A 15,107-nucleotide genomic window follows, 5' to 3' on the forward strand; every position below is an offset into this window, starting at 1 on the left:
CTGGACGAACGGGCACGGGTCTCCCCAGTCACAGAGCGTCGCAACTCCATGATCACGGAGACCTGTGCTCACCTCACTGCCCGGGTGCCCCACCCGCCTATCTGCGCGGGCTCTAAGGTGCCAAGAGCAGACAGGATGATGATCGGCACGGACGGGTGGCGGGCGATGGTGGAGATCTGGGGCGAGACGGCGGAGGGGTTCGAACCGGTCCGCGAGGCCTTCGCACGCAACTTCCGGGACCACGGCGAGCTGGGCGCGGCGTTCGCGCTGTACCTGCGCGGCCACAAGGTGGTCGACCTGTGGGGCGGCGACGCCCGGCCGGAGGTCGGCGGCCGGCCCGCACCGGCGGTGGCCTGGACCGCGGACACCGCGCAGGTGCTGCGCTCGGTCACCAAGGGCCTCACCGCCACCACCGCCCTGCTGCTGCACCAGCGCGGCCTGCTCGACCTGGACGCGCCGGTGGCCGGTTACTGGCCGGAGTTCAAGGCGGCCGGCAAGGAGCACGTCCCGGTGCGCTGGCTGCTCTCGCACCGCGCCGGGCTGCCCGCGCTGGACGTCCCGCTGCGGGTCGAGGACGTGCTCGCCTGGGAGCCGGCCGCGGCCGCGGTGGCCGCGCAGGCGCCGGCCTGGGAGCCGGGGGCCTGGCACGGCTACCACCCGTACACCTTCGGCTGGCTGGTCGGCGAGGTGGTCCGCCGGGTCAGCGGGCGCTCGGTCGGGCACTACTTCGCCGAGGAGGTCGCCGCCCCGCTCGGCCTGGACCTGTGGATCGGGCTGCCCGCGGGGGCGGCGCCGCGGGTCGGCCACCTGGTGGACCTGCCGGCGCCGGAGGCCGCCCAGACCGGGCCGAACGGGCTGCGGCTGCGGCCCAAGCAGGCCGTGGTGGACGCCTACCAGGACAAGACCTCGCTCACCGCGCGGGCCTTCGCCTCGGTGCGGCCCACCGTCGACCTGAACGATCCGGCGGTGCAGGCCGCGGAGATCCCCGGCGCCAACGGGATCGGGACGGCCCGCTCGCTGGCCCGGTTCTACGCGGCGCTGATCGGCGCGGCCGACCGACACGGCGGACGGCCCGGGGAACTGCTGCCCGCGCTGCTCGAACCGGCCGTGCTGGCCGAGGCGATGGGGCCGGCCTCGGTCGGACCGGACCGGGTGCTGATCGTCAACTCCAGCTTCGGGCACGGCTTCTTCCGGCACGGGCCGACCTCGCCGATGTCCTCGCCGGCCGCCTTCGGCCACCCCGGCCGGGGCGGCGCGCTGGGCTTCGCCGATCCGGAGCTGGGGATCGGCTTCGGCTACGTGACCAACGGGATGATGCCGGGGGTGACCGGGGACATCCGCTCCCGCACCCTGATCCGGGCGGTGCGTTCCTGCCTGGACCAGGGCGCGGCGTAGACCGGGGCTACCGCTCGTCCTGCTCGGTGAGCAACCGGGAGCGGGTCAGGAAGCGCAGGCCGGTCGGGGCCTCCAGCGAGAAGCCGGCGCCCCGGCCGGGGACGACGTCGATGGTCAGGTGGGTGTGCGACCAGTAGGCGTACTGGTCGCGGCCCATCCAGACCGGGACCGGCAACGGCAGCCCCGGCACGGCGAGTTCGCCGAGCAGCACGTCCGCGTCCGAGGTGCGGAACTCGCCGGCCGGGTAGCACATCGGCGCCGAGCCGTCACAGCAGCCGCCCGACTGGTGGAACATCAGCGGGCCGTGCTCATCGGCCAGTTGACGCAGCAGGGCGGCCGCCGCCTCGGTCAGCGCGACCCTGGCCATCAGAAGAGGCCCAGTGCCTGCGGGGAGTAGCTCACCAGCAGGTTCTTGGTCTGCTGGTACTGGGCCAGCGCCATCTGGTGGGTCTCCCGGCCGATCCCGGAGTTCTTGTAGCCGCCGAAGGCCGCGTGCGCGGGGTAGAGGTGGTAGGCGTTGGTCCAGACCCGGCCGGCCTGGATCGCCCGGCCGGCCCGGTAGGCGGTGCCGCCGTCCCGGCTCCAGACGCCCGCGCCCAGCCCGTACAGGGTGTCGTTGGCGATGCCGATGCCGTCCTCGAAGCCCTCGAAGCGGGTCACCGCGAGCACTGGCCCGAAGATCTCCTCCTGGAAGATCCGCATCCGGTTGTCGCCCTCGAAGACCGTCGGTGCCACGTAGTAGCCGCCCGACAACTCGCCGCCGAGGTCGACCCGTTCGCCACCGGTCAGCACCTTGGCGCCCTCGGCCTGGCCGATCTCGATGTACGAGAGGATCTTCTCCAGCTGGTCGTTGCTGGCCTGCGCGCCGACCATGGTCTCGGTGTCCAGCGGGTTGCCCTGCCTGATCGCCCGCACCCGTTCCAGGCCGTCGCCGAGGAAGCTGTCGTAGATCGACGCCTGGATCAGTGCCCGGCTGGGACAGGTGCAGACCTCGCCCTGGTTCAGGGCGAACATCGCGAAACCCTCCAGCGCCTTGTCGTAGAAGGCGTCCTGCCGCGCCGCGACGTCGGCGAAGAACAGGTTGGGGCTCTTGCCGCCGAGTTCCAGGGTGACCGGGATCAGGTTGGCGCTCGCGTACTGCATGATGAGGCGGCCGGTGGTGGTCTCACCGGTGAACGAGACCTTCCGGATCCGGTTGCTGGCGGCCAGCGGCTTGCCGGCCTCGACGCCGAAGCCGTTGACCACGTTGACCACGCCGGGTGGCAGCAGGTCGGCGATCAGCTCCATCAGCAGCAGGACCGAGGCGGGGGTCTGCTCGGCCGGCTTGAGCACCACCGCGTTGCCCGCGGCCAGCGCCGGGGCGAGCTTCCAGACCGCCATCAGCAGCGGGAAGTTCCACGGGATGATCTGGCCGACCACTCCCAGCGGCTCGTGGAAGTGGTAGGCGACCGTGTCCTCGTCGATCTGGGACAGGCCGCCCTCCTGGGCCCGGATGGCGCCGGCGAAGTAGCGCAGGTGGTCGACGGCCAGCGGCAGGTCGGCCGCCAGCGTCTCGCGCACCGGCTTGCCGTTCTCCCAGCTCTCGGCGACCGCCAGGGTCTCCAGGTTGGCCTCGATCCGGTCGGCCATCCGGGACAGCACCAGCGCGCGCTCGGCCGGCGGGGTGCGGCCCCAGGCGGGGGCGGCGGCGTGCGCGGCGTCCAGTGCCAGCTCGATGTCCTCGGCGGTGCCGCGGGCCACCTCGCAGAAGACCTGACCGGTGACCGGGGTGGGGTTCTCGAAGTAGCGGCCGCGTACCGGCGGCACCCAGGCACCGCCGATCCAGTGCTCGTATCGGGGGCGGAAGGAGGTCGGGGGCTGGAAGACCGTCAAGGTGTGACTCTCCTCGGGCTGCGGAAGGGTGCCGGTACGGAGCGTGCTCCCGGCACCCTAGCCGCAGAAGCCCGGATCGACTACCGTGCGTACCAGGGAAGTCACCCGGTCCGGTAACGACCGGTGTTGACTTCCCAGTCGAGGTATCCGGTGAGCCAGCCGGTGAGCCCGTCGGCGTACCGCCGCGCCACGGTGACCTGTTCCGGGTCGAGTTCGAGGTCCTCCAGGGTTCTCGGCAGTTCGTCGAGCAACTGGGAGTAGCGCGCGGCCATCTGGCGGGCCTCGGCGAGCACCAGCGCACCCGCCTCCGCCAGCGAGCAGCCGCGCTCGCGTTGCACGATCATCACTAGGTTGTTGACATCGCCCCTCGGGGCCTCCACCTCGTAGGAGCGCACATCGTTGCTCAACGAGGGGATGTCGGCGGCCAGTTGGCGAAGCTGGCGGAGCTGCGGGCAGTGGAACGCGGCGGGCGCCACCTCGAAGCGGCCCAGCCGTTCGATCATGTCCAGCACGCTCTCCATCGCGGCGGTTCCCCGGCGCAGCGTCAGGTAGCCCTCGCGGTCGGGCGGCAGGCCACCGCGCCGGCCGGCCGCCTCGGCCGGGTGACTGGCCAGGTACCACTCCCAGTTGTAGGCGGCGCGGGCCCGCCAGCGGCCGGACATCCCGTCGGTGATCCGGGCCCAGAGGTCGGCGAAGGCCCGGGTGCACGCCGATCGGCCGGCCACCGGCCGGCCCTGCAGCACGCCGCCGAGTTCCTCGCAGATCGCGGCCACCTGGGCGGGCCGGCGCCCGAGCGGTCCGTCGAACTGGTCGTCAAACAGGAAGTAGAACGCCATCAGATCGGTGGCCAGCGCCAACTCTGGTGCGGCACAATCGGGATAGCTGAGCGCGGCGAGCGTCGGGACGTCCCAGCGGGCGTACCCGGCCGGACCGATCCGGCTGCCGAGCATGTCGAACTCCTCGAGCCAGAGCAGGTGTTGGGCCTGCGCGACGGCGAGGTGGGGGTTGCGACGGCGAGGAAAGGGAAGTTCGAGCGCGGTCGGGTCGAACATCGGACTCCCGGGAAGACGTGAGGGGGCTGGTGGGGCCGGTCCTGCCACAGGTTGTGCCAAGATCCGCCAGGTCCCCCCGGGGGCGCAGCGTATCTGATCACACCATCACATGGCAGGGATGTCGCAGCAATGCCCGCAGCCCCCGGAGTTGAATCGTCGTCATAGTTCGCCGGCTGCGCAAACCGGATTCACGCCGGTCCGGGTGACGCTAACCTCGCAGCAGGATCGCGTAGCGGCAGGGTGGAGGGACCGACAGTGACCGAACAGGCGGGCGAGCGGGTGGGACAGGGCGGGCAGCCGAACGAAACGGGGACGGATTCGACCCGGCCGCCGCTGCACGAGCGCGACACGGCGATCCAGGTGGCCGGCCAGGCGGTCGACACCCTGTGCCGGGAGTTCGCGGCCGGCGGCGTCGAACTCGGCTCGCTGCTCCTCTACAGCGGCAAGCCCGGCTACGGCAAGACCAGCATGCTCCAGGAGGTGCGCAGGCTGGCCAGGAACGCCGGCTGCACCGTGCTCTCGGCCCGCGGTGGCGAGCAGCGCCGGGCCGAGCCCTTCCACGTGCTGCGGCAGCTGCTCCAGCCCGAACTGCTCAGGCTCACCGAGCAGGAACGGTGCGAGGCGTTCGGTCCGTGGACCGAGATCGCGGGCCCGGCGGTCGGCCTGGTCCGGCCGTCCGCCGACGAACTCGATCCGCAGAGCGTCAAGGCCGGCCTGGACTACGTGGTCACCCAACTCGCCCGACTGAAGGCGCCGCTGGTGATGCTGGTGGACGACTTCCAGTGGGCCGACCTGGAGTCGCTGGGCTGGCTGGAGGCCTTCTCGGTGCGCTGCCCCGAGCTGCCGGTGCTGTTGGCGATCGCCTGGCGCTCGGACGAACTGCCCGAGGAGGCACAGACCTTCCGCAAGCTGGTGGCCGCCAACTCGCACCGGCACCTGGAGTTCCAGGGCCTGCAGCCCAAGTCGATCGAGAAGCTGGTCCGCGCCGCCTTCCCGGACACCGCGGACGACGCGTTCTGCCGGCAGGTCTGGGCGGTCACCGCGGGCAGCCCGTACCTGACCAACGCACTGCTGGTGAAGGTCCGCGAGAGCCGGATCGAGCCGATCGACGAGAACGTCCCGCTGTTGCACAACCTGGCCGCCGAGGCCCAGGGCATGACCCGCGAGCTGTGGCTGGCCAAACTCGGCGTCAACACCCTCACCTTCGCCCAGGCCGCCGCGTTGCTCGGCACCCAGATCGACATCCGGCTGGCGGCTCGGATCGCCGGCCAGCCCCCGTCCACCGCCGCGGACGCGATCGCGGAGCTGCGCCGCCAGGGGGTGCTCGACGGCCCGGCCGACGGCCCGCTGGAGTTCGTCCACCCGCTGATCGCCACCTCGGTCTACCAGTCGATCCGGCCCGGCGTGCGCACCGCGATGCACGGCAAGGCCGCGGTGGAGGTGGAGAACGCCGGGCGTCCGCTGGTGGAGGCCTCCCGCCACCTGCTGGAGACCCACCCGGAGGGCGATCCCGAGGTGGTCGGCAAGTTGCGCCGGGCCGCCCAGGAACACCTCGCGGTCGGCGCGCCGACCGCCGCCCAACGCTGCCTGGAGCGGGCCCTGGCGGAGCCGCCGGAGGACGAGGACCGGGCCGAGGTGATCTACGAGCTGGGCTGCTCCGCGCTGCTCACCGACCCGGCCACCACGGTCCACCAGCTGCGCCTCGCGCTGGACACCGAGGAACTGCGCGAGGACCTGCGGGTGGACGCCACCTTCCGGCTCTCTGAGGTGCTCGCGCACAGCGGCCAACTGCTGGAGGCGGCCGAGGTCACCCTGAACGAGGCCGAGCGGACCGCGCCCGGTCCCGGTCGGATGCGGCTGCAGGTGGCGCACTTCATGTGGGCGGCCTTCCAGCGCGAGGAGGCGGACGGACCGGGCCGCTCGGCCCGGCTGGCCCGGCTCAACGCCGAGCTGACCGGTGACGACGTCAACGCGCGGGCCACTCGGGCGCTGCGCGCCTGGGACCTGACGCTGCGCGGCGAGTCCGCCGCCGAGGCGCTGGCCCTGGTCGACTCGGCGCTGATCGACGGCCAGCTGCCGCCCGGCCTGGAGTGGACCGGCACCACCTGGGGCCTGGAGATGCCCGGGATCGTCGCGCTGACCTACATCTACACCGACCAGCTGGACCGCGCCGAGAAGCTGCTGGAGGAGGCCATCCGGGCCTTCGAGGTGGCCGGTTGGGGCGGCGGGCACGTCGGCTTCGCGTACTTCCTGATGGGCCTGGTGCGGTTCCGCCGCGGCGCGCTCGCCGAGGCCGAGGAGTTCCTGCGCGGCGCGCTGCGGATCGCCCGCCGGCTGGGCGACGGCCTGCCGTTGCAGTGGAACACGGTGGGCGTGCTGGCCGACACCCTGCTGGCCCGCGGCCGGGTCGAGGAGGCCTGGAAGCTGGCCGCCGACCACGGCTTCGCGCCGCCCTACCACCCGACCGCGATGGTGCTGCCGAACGCGCCGACCCTGTACGGCAAGCTGCTGCTGGCCCAGGGCGACCGGGAGGCGGCGGTCGGCGTGCTGCGCACGGTCGGCGGCCAACTGGCCGACCGCGGTTGGCACAACACCATCTGGGCGCCGTGGGTCGGCCACCTGGCGCAGGCCGTCCAGCCGGACGACCCGGAGGAGGCGGGCAAGCTGGCCGAGGAGGGGGTGCGCCGGGCCCGGGCGTTCGGCGTCGGCTCGGCGGTCGGCAGCGCGCTGCGGATCGCGGCCGGGCTGGCCGAGGGCCAGCGCGCGGTCGAGCTGCTCACCGAGTCCGTGGTGGAACTCGGTCGCTCCCCGGTCGGGTACGAACACGCCCGCGCACTGGTCGACCTGGGCGCCGCGCTGCGCCGGGTGGGCCGGCTGGCGGAGGCCACCGAGCAGCTGCACCAGGGCATGGAGCTGGCCGTCGAGTGCAACGCGGACGGCCTGGTGGAGCGGGCCCGCGAGGAGCTGGGCGCCTCCGGGCTGAGGCCCAACCGGCTGCGCAGCACCGGCAGGGAGGCGCTCAGCCAGCCCGAGTGGGAGGTCGCCAAACTGGCCGTCGAGGGGCTCAGCGCGGTGGAGATCGCCGAGCGCCTGGACATCCTGCTCAGCCTGGTCAACCGCCGGCTGTCCGCGGTGCACCGCAAGACCGGGACCACCCAGGGCGGCCTGGCCGCCGCGCTCGGGCTGAAGAAGCCCCGTCCTGGCCAGACCGAAGGTTAGGCTGCCTCACGACCGCACCGCATATGCCGGGCACACCGTCCGCCCCCGCCCGGCGGCAGAGCAGAGGAGTCAGGACATGGCGCTCGACCCGCAGCAGGCGACCGGCCGGAGCCCGGCGCAGCCGCCCCAGGTCTCGCACGCCCCGCTGGCCGGGAGCGGGGCCGGCGCGGCGATCGAGCGGTGGACCCTGCGGGCCGGGGCCGTCGAGGCCACCGTGCTCACCCTGGGCGCCACCCTGCACACCGTGCGGACCCCGGACCGCTCCGGACGGGTGGCCCAGGTGCTGGTCAGCAGCGAGAAGCTGGCGGACATCCTGGGACCGGCCCGGCACTACGGCGCGACCGTCGGCCGGTACGCCAACCGGATCGCCGGCAGCCGGATCACCCTGGACGGCGTGGACCACCCGCTCGCCCCCACCGGCAACGGGGTCACCCTGCACGGTGGACCGGACGGCTTCGCCAACCGGATGTGGGCCGCCGAGGAGTTGCGCGACGGCGGGCGCGCGGGCGTCCGGCTGCACCTGCGCAGCCGCGACGGCGATCAGGGGTTCCCCGGCGCGCTCGACGTCTGGGTGAGCTACCTGCTGGACGCCGACGGCACGCTCGCCATCGAGTACCGGGCCGTCACCACCCGGCCCACCGTGCTCAACCTGACCAACCACGCCTACGTCAACCTGGCCGGCGAGGGCAGCGGCGACGTGCTCGGCCACCTGCTCACCCTGGACGCCGACCACTACACCCCGGTCGACGAGCGGCAGATCCCGTACGGCCCGTCCGAGCCGGTGGCCGGCACGCCGTTCGACTTCACCACCGCGCGGCCGATCGGCAAGGGCATCTCGGAGAGTCACCCGCAGCTGGCGGCGGCCGGTGGCTACGACCACAACTTCGTGCTCCGGCCCCGCCCGGCGGACGGCACCCCGACCCGGGCGGCGCTGCTGGAGGACCCGGTCTCCGGACGCACCCTGGAGGTGCTGACCACCGAGCCGGGCGTCCAGCTCTACACCGCCAACTCGTTCAGCGGCGCGGTGACGGGGGAGAGCGGGCAGCCGTTCGGGCCGTACGCGGGCGTGGCGCTGGAGACCCAGCACTTCCCCGACTCCCCGCACCACCCGGAGTACCCCTCGACCGAGCTGCGGCCGGGCGAGGAGTTCCGCTCGGTGACGCTCCTGCGCTTCAACTGAGGTTCTTCCGCCGGACATATCGGTATGACTAGTATCGCCCGTCATCGGTCGTACCACAGGCGGCGGGTCCTGCCCGGCTGCCGCCACCGGCGAGGAGTCTGCCCTGCGCACGCGGAGAGCCTTCAGTAGCGGGCGCTCGCGCCTCACCCTGCGTCGAGCACTGCTCGCGCTGGCCGTGGTCCCCGCCGTCGCGCTCGCCGCGCTCTGGACGGTGACGACCGGCCAGACCTTCGCCGACTACCAGCAGCAGGCCGCCCAGGAGCTGCTGGCCCAGAAGGCCGGCCAACCGGCCAACCTGGTCTACTACAGCCTCCAGGAGGAGCGCCGGCTCAGCGCCGAGCAGCTCGCCCAGCCCGGCAGCGTCAGCGACGACCTGGACCTGCGCCGCCAGCTGACCGACGCCGCCGTCCGCAGCTTCCGGTCCCTCTCCTCGGTAACCGCCGGCAACGCCCCGGCCGGGGTCCGCGACGCGGTCCGGCAGGCCCGCCAGGCGATGTCCCAACTCCCCGCGGAGCGAGCCGAGGTGGACGACGGCAGTGCCAACCAGCAGGCCGCCTACGCCTTCTACACCAACCTGATCAGCACGGACCTGCAGCTCTTCAGCGCGCTCGGCCAGGCGGACAACGGCGCGGCCGGCTACCAGTCGCGCACCCTGGTCGACGCCCTCTGGGCCAAGGAGATGATCGCCCGGGAAGACGCCGTGCTGGCCCGCGGCTGGCCCACCGGCCGGCTCGACGAGGCGGACCTGCAGACCGTCCAACAGGCCATCGGCGCCCAGGGCTTCCTGTACACCGCCAAGATCGCCCCCTACCTGCCGGCCGGTGAGGCCGCGGGCTGGCAGCAACTCACCCAGGGCGCCGCCTGGTCCGCGATGGACGTCGTCCAGCAGGACCTGATGCGGCCCACCGCGCCGAACGCCGACGGCACGGTCCCGCTGCCGCCCGACGCGGACCAGTGGCGCCAGGCCGTCGACCTGGTCACCCCGCAGCTGGTCGCGCTGCTGCAGACCCGCACCGACGACGTCGTCTCGACCGGGCGGAGCAGCATCGACTCGCTGCTCCTCAGGCTCGTGCTGACCAGCGTGATCGGTCTGCTCGGGGTGGTCGTGGTGAGCGCCACCAGCTGGCGGCTGGCCCGCTCGCTGCGGCGCCGGATCACCCACCTGCAGGACCAGGCCGAGCGGCTCGAACGCGGCCTGCCCGAGCTGGTCGACCGGCTCGCCCGCGGTGAGCAGCCGGCCGCCGCGGAGAGCCGGGAGATCACCGCCGACTCCGCGGCGGGCCGCGGCGACGAGCTCGACCGGCTCGGCCGGGCGCTCAACGCGGCCCGGCAGAGCGCGATCGGCGCCGCGGTCCAGCAGGCCGAGCAGCACCGCGGCTTCGAGCGGCTGCTGCAGCGGATCGCCCGGCGCACCCAGCTGCTGATCGGCCTGCAGCTCAAGAAGCTCGACCAGATGGAGCGCCGGCACGAGGACCCCGAGGTGCTGGAGGGGCTCTTCGACCTCGACCACCTGACCGCACGGCTGCGCCGCTACGAGGAGAACCTGGTCATCCTGGCCGGCGGGCAGCCGCAGCGCCGCTGGCGCAAGCCGGTCCCGCTGCTGGACGTGCTGCGGTCGGCCCAGGGCGAGGTGCAGGACTACCGGCGGATCACGCTCGACATCGAGGGTTCGCCGTGGCTCTCGGAGCGGGCGGTCGGGCCGGTGGTGCACGTGCTGGCCGAGCTGATGGAGAACGCCGCCGCCTTCTCCAAGCCGCCCACCCCGGTGGAGGTGCGGGCCGCGCTGGTCGGCCGCGGGCTGGCGGTGGAGATCGAGGACCGCGGGCTCGGCATGGAACCCGAGCAGTGCGAGGCGGCCAACGAGCTGATGCGCCGTCCGCCGCGGATGGACGTGGTGACCCGGGCCGACGACGTCCGGCTCGGTCTCTACGTGGTCGCCCGGCTGGCGGAGAGCCTCGGGCTGCGGGTGGAGTTCCGGCCGTCGGCGTTCGGCGGCACCCGGGTGGTGGTGCTGATCCCGGCCGAGCTGGTGACGGACGGCCCGCCGGCGAAGGTGGCCGCGGCGTCCGGTCCGGCGGCCGGCGACCCGGGCACCGCGGAGCTCGTCGAGCCGGTCGCGCTGCCCTCCCGGATCCGGGGGCGCGCACTGGCCGGCACCGGCGCGCCGCCGTCCGTCGCGCCGGGGGCACCCGCGTTGCTCGCCCTGCCCACGTCGGAGCGCGCCACGCGAGTGAGTGACCGGATCGCGCCCGAGGACCTGCCGGGCGCCACCGACCCGGCCGGCCCGGCACCCGAGCGCAGGGGAGGGGCCAGGCACGCCCGCCGGCCCGCCCCGAACGACGAGTCCACCCGTGAGCCCGCACCGGCCGGGTCCCCACCCGACCGCGCGGGCGCCCGCCCGTCCTGGGCGTTGCGCGCCGCCGAGCAGGGCGGCACGGCCGCCACCCCCGAACCCCCGCTGCCCCAGCGGGTCCGCCAGGCCAGCCTGGCCGCCGAGTTGCGCACCCCGGCCGCCCCCGCGACCGCGCCGGCGCGCCGGCCCGACACCCCCACCCGCTCCGGCGCGGCGATCGGCGCCTTCCAGCGCCAGTCCCGGGTCGCCCGACAGGGCACCGGCAGCGGCGACACGCAGGACCTCCCCCTCAACTCCCGGACGGAAGACGAGTCATGACACGCACCACCGCCACTCACCAGGACCTGGACTGGCTGCTGGACGGTCTCGTCGACACGGTGGCCGGCACCCGGCACGCCGTGCTGCTCTCCGACGACGGCCTGGTGGTCAGCCACTCCCGCGGCATCGAGCGCCCGGACGCCGAGCGGCTCGCCGCGGTCGCCACCGGCCAGCAGAGCCTGGCCCGCGGCGTCGGCCAGCTGTTCGGCGGCGGCGACGTCCACCAGGTGATCGTCGAGCTGGCCGAACTCTGGCTCTTCGTCATCGGCGCCGGACAGGGCACCCACCTGGCGGTGATCGCCTCCCAGGACGTGGACGCCGAGGTGATGGCGGTGGCCATGCACACCCTGATCCAGCAGGTCGGCCAGAAGCTCGGCACCCAGGTCCGGGGCGGCCTCGGGTGAGCCCGCACTGGAGCGAGGCCGAGGAGGCGGACGACGACGGTTCCGACTCGATGGTCCGTCCGTACACCATCACCCGCGGCCGGACCGCCCCCGAGCGGGACGACCTCAGCCTGATCACGGTGCTGACCACCGTCGATCCGCTCCCCGAGGACGGCCGCGCCGCCACCCGCGGGCTGCAACCGGAGCACCGGGTGATCCTGGCCCGCTGCCGGCGCCCGGCGGCCGTGGCCGAGGTGGCCGCCGACCTCGACCTGCCGGTCTCGGTCACCAAGATCCTGCTGGGCGACCTGATCGCCCAGGGCCTGCTGCACGCCCGGGCACCGCTCGCGGTGGCCGGTTCCGGCGGCGGGGTCGACCTCGGCCTGCTGGCCGCCGTTCGTGACGGACTCCGGAGACTCTGAAGACGATGACAAGCAGTCAGCCGGTCGGCGGGGCGCAGGCGCCCGCCGCCGTCAAGATCCTGATCGCCGGCGGTTTCGGGGTGGGCAAGACCACCCTGGTCGGTTCGGTCAGCGAGGTCGCGCCGCTGCGCACCGAGGAGTACCTGACCCGGGCCAGCGTGGGCATCGACGACCTGGCCGGGGTGGACGAGAAGGACACCACCACGGTCGCGCTGGACTTCGGCCGGATCACCATCGGCCCCGACCTGGTGGTCTACCTGTTCGGCACCCCCGGCCAGGAGCGTTTCTGGTTCATGTGGAACGACCTGGTCAACGGTGCGCTCGGCGGCATCGTGATCGCCGACACCCGGCGACTGGAGAGCAGCTTCGCCTCGATCGACTTCTTCGAGGGCCGGGGCATCCCGTTCGTGGTGGCGATCAACTGCTTCCACGGCCGGAACACCCGTGGCGCGGCGGAGATCCGGGCCGCGCTCGACCTCGACCCGCGGGTCCCGCTGCTCCTCGGGGACGTCCGGGAACGGGCCTTCGGCCGCGACCTGCTGCTCGCCCTGGTGGACCACCTGATGCGGCTGCCGGCCGCCCCCGCCGTCCCGGTGGGCGCGCCGTGACCCCGCCGCTCCGGGTGCTGATCCACGGCGGCGGCATCGGCGGCCTGACCCTGGCCACCGCGCTCGGGCAGCGCGGCCACCGCGTCGAGGTGGCCGAACTGCGCGGTGAGCCGGACGGGGTGGGCGTCGGGATCACCCAGCCCTCGAACGCGCTGCACGCGCTGCGGGAGATCGGCGTGCTGGCGGACTGCCTGGCGGCCGGCTTCCGCTGGGAGGAACTGACCCTCTGCGACCCGGCCGGCCGTACGCTGGCCGTGCTGCCGCAGCCGCGGATGGCCGGCGTCCCGGCGGCCAACGGCATCCCGCGGCCCGCGCTGGCCGCCGTGCTGGGTCGGGCGGCGGTCGCGGCGGGCGCCCGGATCCGCTTCCACACCACCCTCACCGAACTGACGGAGGAGGGTGAGGAGGTGAAAGTCGGCCTGTCCGACGGCAGCGAGCGGCGCTACGACCTGGTGGTCGGCTTCGACGGGACCGGCTCGCCGCTGCGCCGGCGGCTCTACGGGGACGCCTTCGGCCCCGAGTACACCGGCTTCGCCGCCTGGCGGGTGACGCTGCCGCGCCCGGACTGGCTGCGCGGGGTGCTGGTGACCTCGGCGGACCGCGCGGCCAAGGTGTCGCTCACCCCGGTCAGCGACCGACTGATGCACCTGGCCGCGCTGTCCGCCGAGGCCGAGGAGTTCCGGCCGGACCCGCGGCGGGCCCACCGGCAGCTCGCCGAGCGGTTGACCGGCATCGAGGGCCCGGTTGCCGAGGCGCTGGCGGAGGTCACCGACCCGGCCGCGGTGGTCTACTCCCGGATCTCCCAGGTGACGGTGGCCGCGCCCTGGCACGTCGGGCGGGTGGTGCTGGCCGGGGACGCCGCGCACGCCAGCACCCCGCTTCTGGCGCAGGGCGCGGCGATGGCGATCGAGGACGCGTTGGTGCTGGCCGAGTCGCTGGACGCGGAGGCGGAGGTCCCGGCCGCGTTGGCCGCCTGGGAGCGGCGCCGACGGCCGCGGGCGCTCTGGGTGCAGGCGCTGTCCCGGGCCGTGCTCAGGCAGGAGACCGGCACGCCGACCACGGCGGCGGAGGACGAGCTGCTCGCGATCGGGGTGCCGGGCGCCGCGCACGTGCTGGTCCAGCCCTACTGAGCGTCGGGGCCGGCGGGTGACCGGCCCCCGATCCGGTTGGCCGTCCGTCAGCTGGACCTCTTCCAGCTCACCGAGAAGTCCTTGCTGTCGGTGATCGGCGAGGTGGTGGCGAGCGTGGAGCCGTTGGTGGCCATGGTGATGTTGTCGGGGTTGAAGCTGCCGAGCGGCTTGTCGTTGACCTTGGCGCCGGTGAAGTCGACCGTGCCGAAGTTGGTCAGCGGGAGCGGGCCGCTGGCGTCGGACGGCGCCTCGGCGATGATCTCGGCCGAGGCCAGCGCGGCGTTGCTCAGCGTCTTCTTGACCGTGTGGCTCCAGCCCTGGGTGGTGTCGGAGAGCTTGAGGGTGAAGGAGCCGCCGTCGCCGGCGGTGACGCTGGCGGTGAAGTGGTCGCCGGGCCGGACCGCGTCGTTGAAGTTGACCGGGTAGGCCGGGTACATCTCGTACCAGGAGGAGTACAGCGGGGATCCCTCGGAGCAGTCCACCTCGGTGCCGGTCTGCTCGACCGAGTCGCTGCCGTCACCGTCCAGGCCGACCCAGAAGCTGGAGTAGCTGTCGTTGCCGTCGCAGGTGGCCGTCGGCTGGACCCAACTGGCGCTGACGCTGGTGAACTTGGCACCCGTGGTGGCGTAGCCGGACCAGTTGCTGCTGGAGCTGTGCAGGATCTCTCCGTGCGGGCCGACCAGGTGCGGGGCGCTGCCGCTGGGGATCATCGGGGCGTTCGGCACCGCGGGGGCGGAAGCGGCGAGCGCCGGGGCGGTGTTGGCGGCGACCGCCAGGAGGGCGGCGGCGATGGCCAACGAGCTGCGGCGTGTTGCGGGCATGGACGTCTCCCTTGTGGGGTGGGGGAATCCGGGGTGCCGGTGGAACAGGGGAGGCAACCGGATTGACGGCGTGCCGACAACGGTAGGGGAGGATAGTGGTCGGTTGATGTTACGGATATGCAAATCTTTGCTTTGTCACTCGAATAGCTGAGGTCAAGTCAACTGGTTTCTGGATTTCACTGGTTTCCTCGGCGACATTGCCTGACGCACGCTCAGGTCCGGTGCGCCCCCGGCGTACGCGAAGGGGCGCCGCGGGCGGGGTGGTTTCTAGTGGTCGTCGCAACACGTGGTCGGTTGTCTAGGCCGCGATGAGTTTATGCAGACGCTCGGCTGGGGTTTCCCAGCCGAGCGTCT

The 15,107-nt window shown here is 73.4% G+C and carries 12 protein-coding genes; 8 read left to right on the forward strand and 4 right to left on the reverse strand.

Annotated features, from left to right (window positions below; translation table 11 throughout):
• Nucleotides 1–165 precede the first annotated feature (165 nt).
• Entirely contained in the window at nucleotides 166–1,395 is a 1,230-nt protein-coding gene (locus ACIGXM_RS35825) for a serine hydrolase domain-containing protein (RefSeq protein WP_396568314.1), read from the forward strand.
• 7 nt (nucleotides 1,396–1,402) lie between these two features.
• Here ACIGXM_RS35825 and ACIGXM_RS35830 read toward each other — a convergent pair whose 3' ends face one another.
• From ACIGXM_RS35830 to ACIGXM_RS35840, 3 genes are all read right to left on the reverse strand, one after another.
• On the reverse strand, nucleotides 1,403–1,762 hold the full coding sequence (locus ACIGXM_RS35830; RefSeq protein ID WP_396568303.1) for a DUF779 domain-containing protein: 360 nt from the start codon (nucleotides 1,760–1,762) through the stop codon (nucleotides 1,403–1,405).
• Nucleotides 1,762–3,267, reverse strand: a complete 1,506-nt coding sequence (locus tag ACIGXM_RS35835; protein ID WP_396568304.1) for an aldehyde dehydrogenase family protein — start codon at nucleotides 3,265–3,267, stop codon at nucleotides 1,762–1,764. The genes ACIGXM_RS35830 and ACIGXM_RS35835 overlap by 1 nt, the downstream gene beginning before the upstream one ends.
• A 101-nt stretch (nucleotides 3,268–3,368) precedes the next feature.
• Nucleotides 3,369–4,319, reverse strand: a complete 951-nt coding sequence (locus ACIGXM_RS35840; RefSeq protein WP_396568305.1) for a terpene cyclase — start codon at nucleotides 4,317–4,319, stop codon at nucleotides 3,369–3,371.
• A 255-nt stretch (nucleotides 4,320–4,574) separates the two neighbouring features.
• Between ACIGXM_RS35840 and ACIGXM_RS35845 the strand changes: the two genes are divergently transcribed.
• The 7 genes from ACIGXM_RS35845 to ACIGXM_RS35875 all read left to right on the forward strand — a co-directional run bounded on the left by ACIGXM_RS35845 (nucleotide 4,575) and on the right by ACIGXM_RS35875 (nucleotide 13,932).
• The gene (locus tag ACIGXM_RS35845) at nucleotides 4,575–7,538 is read left to right on the forward strand and encodes an ATP-binding protein (RefSeq protein WP_396568306.1); all 2,964 of its coding nucleotides are present in this window, start codon (nucleotides 4,575–4,577) and stop codon (nucleotides 7,536–7,538) included.
• 76 nt (nucleotides 7,539–7,614) lie between these two features.
• On the forward strand, nucleotides 7,615–8,718 hold the full coding sequence (locus tag ACIGXM_RS35850) for an aldose epimerase family protein (protein WP_396568307.1): 1,104 nt from the start codon (nucleotides 7,615–7,617) through the stop codon (nucleotides 8,716–8,718).
• Nucleotides 8,719–8,893: 175 nt separating this feature from the next.
• Nucleotides 8,894–11,389 carry a nitrate- and nitrite sensing domain-containing protein gene (locus ACIGXM_RS35855; protein WP_396568308.1) on the forward strand — a complete coding sequence of 832 codons (2,496 nt, stop codon included), beginning with the start codon at nucleotides 8,894–8,896 and terminating at the stop codon, nucleotides 11,387–11,389.
• Complete coding sequence (locus ACIGXM_RS35860; RefSeq protein ID WP_396568309.1) at nucleotides 11,386–11,793, forward strand: roadblock/LC7 domain-containing protein; 408 nt, start codon at nucleotides 11,386–11,388, stop codon at nucleotides 11,791–11,793. Before ACIGXM_RS35855 ends, ACIGXM_RS35860 begins: the two co-directional genes overlap by 4 nt.
• Nucleotides 11,794–11,843: 50 nt before the next feature.
• Nucleotides 11,844–12,194, forward strand: a complete 351-nt coding sequence (locus tag ACIGXM_RS35865; RefSeq protein ID WP_396568315.1) for a DUF742 domain-containing protein — start codon at nucleotides 11,844–11,846, stop codon at nucleotides 12,192–12,194.
• 5 nt (nucleotides 12,195–12,199) lie between these two features.
• Entirely contained in the window at nucleotides 12,200–12,802 is a 603-nt protein-coding gene (locus tag ACIGXM_RS35870; RefSeq protein WP_396568310.1) for a GTP-binding protein, read from the forward strand.
• On the forward strand, nucleotides 12,799–13,932 hold the full coding sequence (locus tag ACIGXM_RS35875; protein WP_396568311.1) for an FAD-dependent monooxygenase: 1,134 nt from the start codon (nucleotides 12,799–12,801) through the stop codon (nucleotides 13,930–13,932). Before ACIGXM_RS35870 ends, ACIGXM_RS35875 begins: the two co-directional genes overlap by 4 nt.
• A gap of 47 nt (nucleotides 13,933–13,979) precedes the next feature.
• Here ACIGXM_RS35875 and ACIGXM_RS35880 read toward each other — a convergent pair whose 3' ends face one another.
• Complete coding sequence (locus ACIGXM_RS35880) at nucleotides 13,980–14,753, reverse strand: G1 family glutamic endopeptidase (protein ID WP_396568312.1); 774 nt, start codon at nucleotides 14,751–14,753, stop codon at nucleotides 13,980–13,982.
• Nucleotides 14,754–15,107 lie beyond the last annotated feature (354 nt).

It is taken from the genome of Kitasatospora sp. NPDC052896, from assembly GCF_044547075.1.
GTDB lineage: Bacteria > Actinomycetota > Actinomycetes > Streptomycetales > Streptomycetaceae > Kitasatospora.

Excerpts from the sequence above, each read along its gene's own strand:
- ACIGXM_RS35825 (WP_396568314.1), top strand. The coding sequence starts at position 166 with ATGGTGGAGATCTGGGGCGAGACGGCGGAGGGGTTCGAACCGGTCCGC.
- ACIGXM_RS35830 (WP_396568303.1), bottom strand. The coding sequence starts at position 1,762 with ATGGCCAGGGTCGCGCTGACCGAGGCGGCGGCCGCCCTGCTGCGTCAA.
- ACIGXM_RS35840 (WP_396568305.1), bottom strand. The coding sequence starts at position 4,319 with ATGTTCGACCCGACCGCGCTCGAACTTCCCTTTCCTCGCCGTCGCAAC.
- ACIGXM_RS35850 (WP_396568307.1), top strand. The coding sequence starts at position 7,615 with ATGGCGCTCGACCCGCAGCAGGCGACCGGCCGGAGCCCGGCGCAGCCG.
- ACIGXM_RS35860 (WP_396568309.1), top strand. The coding sequence starts at position 11,386 with ATGACACGCACCACCGCCACTCACCAGGACCTGGACTGGCTGCTGGAC.
- ACIGXM_RS35865 (WP_396568315.1), top strand. The coding sequence starts at position 11,844 with ATGGTCCGTCCGTACACCATCACCCGCGGCCGGACCGCCCCCGAGCGG.
- ACIGXM_RS35870 (WP_396568310.1), top strand. The coding sequence starts at position 12,200 with ATGACAAGCAGTCAGCCGGTCGGCGGGGCGCAGGCGCCCGCCGCCGTC.
- ACIGXM_RS35880 (WP_396568312.1), bottom strand. The coding sequence starts at position 14,753 with ATGCCCGCAACACGCCGCAGCTCGTTGGCCATCGCCGCCGCCCTCCTG.